Consider the following 9408-nt stretch of genomic DNA (forward strand, 5'->3'; position numbering starts at 1 on the left):
CAATTAATTGCACATATCTAACCACCTCTTGCATGAGTGCCTCTTGCCTTTTGCCCATCCTAACCAAGAAGTTAATTTTGTCCCATTACTTATAAGCCATCTCTAAGGATTTAATCACGATGACTGGAACTCAAGCCCTTCGCCACCACGATAATTTTTTACAAGTCGCTAAAAGTTATTATCAACTCACCAAACCCCGAATTATTCCTCTACTGCTGATTACTACGGCCGCTTCTATGGAAATCGCCTCTAAAGGTCAGGTTTCCCCCCTCTTACTCTTTCTTACCCTCCTCGGTGGCACTCTCGCCGCCGCCGCCGCTCAAACCTTAAACTGCATCTATGATCGCGACATCGATCACACCATGCTTCGCACCCGCGCCCGTCCTATTCCCTCCGGTCGCGTGCAACCCCTCCACGCCCTCATTTTTGCCCTCGTTTTAGCCTCCCTTTCCTTAGCACTTTTTGTCTTTTTTGTCAATACTTTGAGCGGATTTTTAGCAATGACCGGCATCGCATTTTATATGCTGATTTATACTCATCTGCTCAAGCGTCATAGTGTCCAAAATATTGTTATCGGCGGTGCGGCTGGCTCGATTCCTCCCCTCGTCGGTTGGGCGGCAGTAACGGGCGATCTCGGTTGGATTCCTTGGATTTTATTCGCCATTATTTTCCTTTGGACTCCTCCCCATTTTTGGGCTTTAGCTTTAATGATCAAGGATGATTATGCAGAAGTGGATATCCCGATGATGCCCGTGGTTAAAGGGGAAGAAGCCACTAGCGAGCAGATTTGGCTCTATACTTTAATCGTCGTTCCTTTCACTTTCCTCCTGATTTATCCCTTGGCTGCCTGTGGTGTGGTTTATGGTGTAGCGGCTTTAATTTTAGGGTTTGTTTTCCTGAAAAAAGCTTGGCGATTAAAACAGAATCCTTTTGACCGGGACATGGCTCGATCGCTGTTTAAATATTCCATTCTTTACATGATGTTATTATGTACAGCTATGGTGATCGATAGTTTACCCATGACCTCTCGTCTCCTCGCTACAATTGCCAGTTTATTCTCCTGTAGTTAATCTCAGTTATCAGTTATCAGTTATCAGTTATCAGTTATCAGTTATCAGATGTGAGTTTTCAGTTCACTGATTACTGTTTACTGAAAAACCCCATCTCCCCAATTCATAATTCATAATTCATAATTCATAATTCATAATTCATAATTCTCCCATCTCCCCAATTCATAATTCATAATTCATAATTCATAATTCTCCCATCTCCCCAATTCATAATTCATAATTCATAATTCATAATTCATAATTACCCCCGACTATTGATTGCGACTCAGGGAGTTAATTCGCTCGATTACTTGGGCTAAGATGTCTTGTAATTGTCGGTCTTGATGCTGGGAAAGGTTAATTTTATCACAGCTATAAATAACGGTGGTGTGATCTTTGCCGCCAAATTCTTCGCCAATGCGCGGTAAGCTTAAATCCGTGTGTTGACGCATTAAATACATTCCAATCTGTCGGGCAAAACTAATTTCTCGTCGGCGGGAATTTCCCTTTAGATCGGCGATCGAGAGTTGAAACTTTTCCGCTACTACCGCCATAATAATCTCAGGAGAAGTGGAAATTTTGGCCATTGGTGGATTTAAAACCGGCGCGATATTTTCCACCGTCATCGGCAATCCGGAGATAGAAATATAAGTAGTAGCCCGGATTAATGCCCCCTCTAATTCGCGAATATTAGAAGTATAATTAACGGCAATATATTCGATAACTTCTCGTGGGAGACGCAGATTTTCGTACTCGGCCTTTTTTTGTAAAATTGCCATACGAGTTTCGATATCCGGTGCTTGGATATCGGCGACTAATCCCATAGAAAAGCGAGAAATTAAACGATCCTGTAAACTGGGAATCTGTTTGGGCAGGCGATCGGAGGCTAAAACCACCTGTTTTCCCGCTTCGTGCAGGGTATTAAAGGTATGAAAAAATTCTTCTTGAGTGTATTCTTTTCCTTCAATAAATTGCAGATCATCTACTAATAATATGTCAGCATGGCGATAATGATTACGAAAACTTTCCATACTATCTTGACGAATAGCGGTGATTAAATCATTCGTAAATTGTTCCGTCGATACATAAAAAACCCTAGATTGAGGATATAATTCCAGACGATAATGACCGATGGCCTGCATTAAATGGGTTTTACCTAATCCCACCCCACCACAGAGAAAAAGCGGGTTAAATTCGCGTCCGGGTAATTCCGCCACCGCTAAAGCAGCCGCGTGGGCCATGCGATTAGTTGGACCGACAACAAAACGGGAAAAATTATATTTAGGGTTAAGTTGATTACTGGGGGGTAATTCTGATTCTAAGCTACTGTTAGGCTGGAAAATAGCAATCGAATCGCCCTGTTCTGCCGTTAGTTGAATCTCGACGGGATAACCGACGATATCCTCCACTACTTCGGCAATTGTTGACAGATAATTTTTCTGAAGATGGTTAAGAATAAAAGGATTGGCAGCCTGAATTACTAAGCGATTGTTTTGCCATTCTTTAACCGTCGCCGTTTGAAACCAAGTCTCGAAAGCGGGACGGGTTAATAGTAATTTTAGACGCTCTAGGAGATTATGCCAAAGTTGTTGGGCGCTGCTATCCACGATTAATTTTGATTAACAAAGTTGCTCTAGTGCTGCTGTGGGGAAACCTTATCAGTTTAGCGAGATTTTGCCGTTGACGATAAAATATTTTTCAGAGGGAAACAATTAATCTTTAGACAGATGACACAAGTTTTAACGATCACCCAATTAGGAAATCCAATTTTACAGCAAAAAGCACCGGAGATCGATAATTTTCTCGATGCTGACTGTCAAAATTTGATCGATTCCCTGATTACCACCGTACAAGCTGCCCACGGGGTGGGAATTGCCGCGCCCCAAGTTGCTCGGTCTCTACGTCTGTTTATCGTTGCTTCTGGTCCCAATCCTCGTTATCCCGACGCTCCGATCATGCCGGCCACTGCCATGATTAATCCTCGCATTTTGCAGGTGAGCGAGGAAATGGTCAAGGGTTGGGAAGGTTGCCTCAGTGTCCCCAATTGGCGCGGTTTTGTCCCCCGTCATCAGTGGATCGAGGTGGCCTATTATGATCGCAATGGTCAGGAAATCCGTCAAGTTTTCGGGGATTTTGTGGCGCGCATCTTTCAACACGAATACGATCATCTGGAAGGAATCCTCTTTCTCAATCGCCTTGCTTCTCCGGCGGATTTATACTCGGAGGAAGAATACCAAAAAATCAGGAATATTGCTGAATATAAGCGATAAAATCGCAAAATCTGCCTATCTCTTCAAAATAAGTTAAATAACCTAACGGGAATATTTTATCTCGCGACAAAATTTTTGTTGGTAAATCTAAATTTTTTGTTAAAATGATAACGATTATCATTTTAGGTAGGACGACCAAGCAAACAAATGAACTACTTGACAAAATAAACTAATTGTGGTTTGGAATTCTACCCTCAATTAACTAGGGAGATACTCAAGACTTTTTCGGTGACTAGGAAAATCAATTTTTCCAAGTTTCGCCACGGAGATAACCCCAAAGACGAGGGAATAACCCGATAGCTTTCATTAGTTATCGTCTAGATGCCCAGAAAAATAAATACTCTAGCAAAGGGTATTTATTAACATTGGTAAAATCAGAAAACTTGGCCGATCAATTAACTATTGCAGTCTGTAAAAATATCTATGACCTTAGCTAAGTCCAAAGCAATTTTCGACAATGATGACTACAATCACTTTCCCGAAGTGATTACCGAACCTAAATCGCCGGTATCGGAAGCCGAGATGATGCAAGCGGTAAGAACACTGCTGTTAGGATTAGGAGAAGATCCCGATCGCGAAGGTTTACGAGACACTCCTAAACGAGTAGTAAAAGCCCTAAAATTTCTCACTTCTGGTTATCAGCAATCCCTCGATGAATTGCTGAATGGGGCAGTTTTTCATGAGGAGGCTAACGAGATGGTTTTAATCCGAGACATCGATATTTTTAGCTCCTGTGAACACCATATTTTACCGATAATCGGCCGCGCTCATGTTGCCTATATTCCTAACGGGAAAGTGATCGGTTTATCGAAAATTGCCCGCATCTGTGAAATGTACGCCAGACGACTGCAAGTACAGGAACGTTTAACCGCACAAATTGCCGATGCTTTGCAAGGATTACTACAACCTCAAGGGGTAGCTGTGGTGATTGAAGCGACTCATATGTGCATGGTAATGCGCGGGGTTGAAAAACCCGGTTCTTGGACTTCTACGAGTGCCGTGCGCGGTATTTTTGCCGATTCTGCTAAGACTCGTCAAGAGTTTATGAGTTTGATTCGTCATAGTCCCGATTTTCACTAATTACTCAGGGGGATCGGGATTATTTGATCGGGAGCATCTCACCTTTGCAATGAGCATAAATACTTAGTGGAAAAATAGGCTTTTCGAGGGTAATTCTTGTTTTAATTCTCCATGTACGCATTCTTTAAAAGCCTCTATTTCGTTCCAAGACACGATTAAGAGTGGCTTTTAGGCTAAGTATAATTACTTATCGCGTAAGTGAGATGCTCCCTATTTGATCATCCTATCCCCAGTTTTTTCCTAGGTAAAAAACCAGAGTCAAGGCAGCTATTTACTGTTTACTTTTTATTTTTGACTCGCCGTTAAGTAGTCGGACATAAATTCTGTTGTCTATCTTAAGAAATGTAAATTGCCGCAATTCTTACTGACTCCTGACGACCGACTCCTTACCCCACGGTTAACTTTACTTTTGTTCAACTACTTATCATGCTGATTCGTCCCCGTCGTCTTCGTTATACTCCAGCGATTCGCCGTCTTGTTCGTGAAACCGAATTAACCGTTAATGACTTGATTTATCCCCTCTTTATCATGGAGGGAGAAAATCAAAAGGTGGCTATTCCTTCTATGCCCGATTGTTATCGTTATTCCCTCGATTTATTGCTCAAAGAAGTGGTTAATGCCTATAACTTAGGCATTAATGCCATCGCTCTTTTCCCCTTGATTGCCGAAGATAAAAAAGATAATTTCGGCAGAGAAAGTTATAATCCCGATGGTTTAGTGCCAAGGGCAGTGAAAGCGATCAAAAAAGAAGTCCCTGAAATAATTATTATCACCGATGTAGCCCTCGATCCTTTTTCGATTTATGGTCATGATGGTATTGTGGAGGACGGTAAAATTCTCAACGATGAAACCCTAGAAGTTTTAGTGAAAATGTCGCTCTCACAAGCGGCAGCCGGGGCTAATTTCGTCGCTCCTTCCGATATGATGGATGGTAGGGTTGGGGCGATCCGTCGAGCTTTAGATGCGGCTGGCTATTTAGATGTGGGAATTCTCGCTTATACGGCTAAATATGCCTCTGCTTATTATGGTCCCTTCCGAGATGCCTTAGAATCAGCACCAAAATTTGGTGATAAGAAAACCTATCAAATGGATGGGGCTAATAGTCGGGAAGCCTTACGGGAAGCCAGTTTAGATATAACAGAAGGGGCAGATATTATTATGGTTAAGCCCGCTCTGGCCTACCTCGATATTATCCGTCGTCTGCGCGATAGTAGTCATCTTCCCGTCGCCGCTTACAACGTCAGTGGTGAATACGCAATGATTAAAGCGGCGGCAAAACAGGGCTGGATTGACGAAAAAAGTCTGATTTTGGAAACTTTAATCAGTATGAAACGAGCGGGGGCCGATTTGATTTTGACCTATTTTGCTCTCGATGTGGCATTAATGAAACAGGAAAGCCGATTTTAGGGTTTTTGCCAGCGAAATTGATAGACATTATCCTGCGCTCCCCATACCTGCCGACCAAGGCTATCATAACCTCGATCGCTGGTATCCATGCCCTGGGAATGTAGAATAATTGTATTAGTTATTTTCACCGCACCTCTGGCATTAGTGGAACAACCCTGGGGGGGAGTTTCTCCCCGATACCCCCCCGCTATCGGTTTTAAAAACACAGTACACACCGACTCGCCCAAATCTGATACATTTAATTTTCTTTCTGTCAAGTCTTTGTTACAAAAATTAATAAAGTTGGCGGCATTATTTAACTTATAAGCTTTTGATTCCACAGTGGAATTATCGGGGCTAGGTTGAATGACTAAAATTCTTTGACGATAGGGTTGATTTAAGCGATCGATAATTGCCTGTTCCTGATAAAGATAAATACTATCCTGTTTGGGGGAAAAATCCACGGCACAGGTGGTCATTTGCACCTTAGCAATGCGGGGGTTAGTCTGCGCTTGTTGCGTCGTATCCATCACCCCAATTAAATGATTAGCCACCCCCTGCACTTGCGGATTAAGGGGCAAAGATTGAGTGAGAAAAAATCCTAGGGCGATCGAAGTTTTCAGCATGAGCAGAGGCTTGATTCCGGTTAGTCTCTAATTAGCTTAAACTAATAAGCAGCAAGAGCAAAAATACCCCTTTTCCCATGGCTAATCATCTGGCTGCATCCGAAAGTCTTTATCTGCGAAAACACGCCGAAAACCCGATCGATTGGTGGTATTGGTGTGACAGCGCCCTAGAAATTGCCAGGAGAGAAGATAAACCGATCTTTCTGTCGATCGGTTATTCTAGCTGTCATTGGTGTACGGTTATGGAAGGAGAAGCGTTTTCCGATCGAGCCATTGCCGATTATCTCAATCAGTATTTTTTGCCGATCAAAGTTGATCGCGAGGAAAGACCGGACATCGATAGCATCTATATGCAAGCATTGCAGATGATGGTCGGTCAAGGGGGTTGGCCGCTGAATGTCTTCCTAACACCCGATAGTTTAATTCCCTTCTATGGTGGCACCTATTTTCCCGTGCAACCGCGCTTTAACCGGCCCGGTTTTCTGCAAGTGTTGCAATCGGTACGTCGTTATTATGACGAGGAAAATGAGAAATTAAGCAAATTCACGGCCGAAATGCTGGGCGCACTGCGTCAATCGGCTATTTTACCGCGAGCAGAGACCAATTTAGCCGAACCTTCCCTTTTAGCCACAGGAATCGAGACAAATACAAAGGTGATTCGGGTTAATCCCAATAACTACGGTCGGCCCAGTTTTCCGATGATTCCATATTCTCATCTGGCTTTGCAGGGTAGTCGCTTTGGTGACGATTTTGACGATTCCCTCCGGCAAGCGGCCTATCAACGGGGGGAAGATCTGGCCCTGGGGGGAATCTATGACCATGTGGGGGGAGGATTCCATCGTTATACAGTGGATTCGACGTGGACAGTTCCCCATTTTGAAAAAATGCTCTACGATAACGGGCAAATTGTCGAATATTTAGCCAATTTGTGGAGTGCGGGTAATCGAGAGGCGGCCTTTGAGAGAGGGATTAAAGGCACGGTTAACTGGCTAAAACGGGAAATGACCGCCCCAGAAGGTTATTTTTATGCGGCCCAAGATGCCGATAGTTTTGAGAAGGCCACGGATGGGGAACCGGAGGAAGGGGCCTTTTATGTCTGGTCGGATCTGGAGTTAAGGGATTATCTCTCGACCGAGGAATTGGGGCTGCTGCAGGCTAATTTTACCGTTACTGCGGAGGGGAATTTTGAGGGTCGTAATGTGCTGCAACGTCGGCAAGGGGGAAAATTAGGGAAGGAGATAGAAAATATGCTCGATAAGTTATTTATTCGGCGTTATGGCAGTTCTCAGTCCCAATTAGCTCTTTTTCCCCCGGCCAGAGACAATCAGGAGGCGAAAACCGTCTCTTGGCCGGGACGCATTCCGGCGGTAACGGATACGAAAATGATCGTCGCTTGGAATAGTTTGATGATTTCCGGTTTAGCCCGGGCCTTTGCCGTCTTTGGCGAACCTTTGTACTGGCAAATGGCTACGGTCGCGGCCGAGTTTATTCTCAAGCATCAGTGGTTAGATGGACGTTTTCAGCGCTTGAATTATCAGGGTCAGGCCTCGGTTTTAGCCCAATCGGAGGATTTTGCCTATTTTATTAAGGCTTTACTGGACTTGCAAACGGCTAATCCCCAAGAAACTGGCTGGTTAGAGGCGGCTATCGATCTACAGGGGGAATTCGATCGCTGGTTTTGGGCCGAGGATGAGGGGGGATATTTTAATACTGCTTCCGATCATAGTCTCGATCTGATCGTGCGGGAGCGAGGTTATACGGATAATGCCACCCCTTCGGCTAACGGAATTGCGATCGCTAATTTATTGCGTCTGTCGCGATTGACGGAAAATCTAGAATATCTCGATCGGGCCGAAAAGGCCTTGCAATCTTTTACTACCATCTTAGAACAGTCCCCCACCGCTTGCCCCAGTTTATTTGTTGCCCTCGATCACTATCGTCACGGTTTCTGTCTGCGGGCCCCGGAAAGCTCGATCGAGCCGTTGTTAGGTCGCTATTTGCCCACTGCGGTGTATCGCGTCGATGGCAGTTTGCCGTCTAGCACATTTGGGTTAATTTGTCAAGGGTTATGCTGCCTTGAACCGGCGGAAAATTTAGAACAGTTAGACCGACAAATTGCAGGGGTGATGGCGGGGCCGTCAATACTACTCGGTTAAGGTTTTTTTCTCTCTGCTCCCCGCTCTACTAGGAAATAGGCTCTGGTGTTTGGCTTTCGTTGGCAACTTCTAACCAGCCTTGGATGGCCTCTTGAAGGTTATTGATGAGTTCATAAATACTATCCCCTTCTGTTATGCAACCGGGGAGTGCAGGAACTTCCGCCCAGTAACCTTCTTCTTGGGCTGGATCGATAATGGCTTTGATTTTCATTGCTTTCTTGACTTAGCTTTATTTGTCTGCCCAAATTTTAACTTAAGGATGGTGCGTTCCCCATCATCAGAAAATGCAGTAACAAGGATGGCCTCAGGGAACGCACCCTACTCGTGACTGGGGAGTGTCAAGAATCGATCTGGGACAAAAAATCAGGGGTTATTTTTCGGGCAAAATTTTGCCACTTTAGACAAATTCCTATTTTATGCAGTCAATCTGTATATTTTGATACGTTTTTTAAGTTGAAACTATTTCGGGCTAACTTGAAACTTTTTTTCTCAACTGTTGTTTTTTTTCGCGACTGACTCTCAAGTAAAATTGCTAAAAGCATTACCAAAAGCTAATCCATCAACTTTTTTTGATACAACTTTTTTGCAAACTCTGGGATTCCAACTAAGTAGTCGTGCAAAATTAATTTCCTAGTGAAGATAGGCAAAAGGCAAAAGGCGGTTAGATATGTGTAATTAATTTTGCTTAGGTACTTATATTACTGAACTTCCCCCATACATATATACTATAATAGCCGAAAACCCTTATCCATCAATGGATGCACCCCCTTAACTTTTCTTAATGTACCCATGTAATTTGTAACATTTCTTAATGGACAAGAATTCTCTCCATTTGCTAAAA

8 protein-coding genes are annotated in these 9408 nt (G+C 43.7%); 5 read left to right on the forward strand and 3 right to left on the reverse strand.

Annotation, left to right across the window (positions count from 1 at the left end):
- The first annotated feature begins 119 nt into the window (after positions 1 to 119).
- Entirely contained in the window at positions 120 to 1070 is a 951-nt protein-coding gene (locus tag ACE1AQ_RS00455; protein ID WP_008202059.1) for a heme o synthase, read from the forward strand.
- 251 nt (positions 1071 to 1321) lie between these two features.
- On the opposite strand, the gene dnaA is transcribed toward ACE1AQ_RS00455, so the two are convergent.
- The gene (gene dnaA, locus ACE1AQ_RS00460) at positions 1322 to 2656 is read right to left on the reverse strand and encodes a chromosomal replication initiator protein DnaA (RefSeq protein ID WP_110543289.1); all 1335 of its coding nucleotides are present in this window, start codon (positions 2654 to 2656) and stop codon (positions 1322 to 1324) included.
- Between the two features lie 120 nt (positions 2657 to 2776).
- On the opposite strand from dnaA, the gene def reads away from it, so the two are divergent.
- From def to hemB, 3 genes are all read left to right on the forward strand, one after another.
- Complete coding sequence (def, locus tag ACE1AQ_RS00465; protein WP_008202083.1) at positions 2777 to 3319, forward strand: peptide deformylase; 543 nt, start codon at positions 2777 to 2779, stop codon at positions 3317 to 3319.
- Positions 3320 to 3742: 423 nt separating this feature from the next.
- Positions 3743 to 4399: a GTP cyclohydrolase I FolE gene (gene folE / locus ACE1AQ_RS00470; RefSeq protein WP_008202086.1), complete on the forward strand. Its 657-nt coding sequence runs from the start codon at positions 3743 to 3745 to the stop codon at positions 4397 to 4399.
- A gap of 426 nt (positions 4400 to 4825) precedes the next feature.
- Positions 4826 to 5806, forward strand: coding sequence for a porphobilinogen synthase (gene hemB, locus ACE1AQ_RS00475; RefSeq protein WP_008202087.1), 981 nt, complete (start codon positions 4826 to 4828; stop codon positions 5804 to 5806).
- On the opposite strand, the gene ACE1AQ_RS00480 is transcribed toward hemB, so the two are convergent.
- Positions 5803 to 6411: a chromophore lyase CpcT/CpeT gene (locus ACE1AQ_RS00480; RefSeq protein ID WP_008202088.1), complete on the reverse strand. Its 609-nt coding sequence runs from the start codon at positions 6409 to 6411 to the stop codon at positions 5803 to 5805. The two genes, hemB and ACE1AQ_RS00480, sit on opposite strands and share 4 nt — an antisense overlap.
- A gap of 77 nt (positions 6412 to 6488) precedes the next feature.
- Between ACE1AQ_RS00480 and ACE1AQ_RS00485 the strand changes: the two genes are divergently transcribed.
- Entirely contained in the window at positions 6489 to 8567 is a 2079-nt protein-coding gene (locus ACE1AQ_RS00485; RefSeq protein ID WP_110543291.1) for a thioredoxin domain-containing protein, read from the forward strand.
- Positions 8568 to 8595: 28 nt separating this feature from the next.
- Here ACE1AQ_RS00485 and ACE1AQ_RS00490 read toward each other — a convergent pair whose 3' ends face one another.
- The gene (locus ACE1AQ_RS00490) at positions 8596 to 8778 is read right to left on the reverse strand and encodes a type II toxin-antitoxin system HicB family antitoxin (protein WP_008202090.1); all 183 of its coding nucleotides are present in this window, start codon (positions 8776 to 8778) and stop codon (positions 8596 to 8598) included.
- Positions 8779 to 9408 lie beyond the last annotated feature (630 nt).

Origin of the sequence: Microcystis sp. BLCC-F209 (assembly GCF_041928595.1) — a bacterium.
Classification (GTDB): Bacteria; Cyanobacteriota; Cyanobacteriia; order Cyanobacteriales; family Microcystaceae; genus Microcystis.

Bases quoted from the DNA above. Each gene is read 5' to 3' on its own strand.
- ACE1AQ_RS00490 (WP_008202090.1), bottom strand. From the start codon at position 8,778: ATGAAAATCAAAGCCATTATCGATCCAGCCCAAGAAGAAGGTTACTGG.
- def (WP_008202083.1), top strand. From the start codon at position 2,777: ATGACACAAGTTTTAACGATCACCCAATTAGGAAATCCAATTTTACAG.
- ACE1AQ_RS00480 (WP_008202088.1), bottom strand. From the start codon at position 6,411: ATGCTGAAAACTTCGATCGCCCTAGGATTTTTTCTCACTCAATCTTTG.
- ACE1AQ_RS00485 (WP_110543291.1), top strand. From the start codon at position 6,489: ATGGCTAATCATCTGGCTGCATCCGAAAGTCTTTATCTGCGAAAACAC.
- folE (WP_008202086.1), top strand. From the start codon at position 3,743: ATGACCTTAGCTAAGTCCAAAGCAATTTTCGACAATGATGACTACAAT.
- hemB (WP_008202087.1), top strand. From the start codon at position 4,826: ATGCTGATTCGTCCCCGTCGTCTTCGTTATACTCCAGCGATTCGCCGT.
- ACE1AQ_RS00455 (WP_008202059.1), top strand. From the start codon at position 120: ATGACTGGAACTCAAGCCCTTCGCCACCACGATAATTTTTTACAAGTC.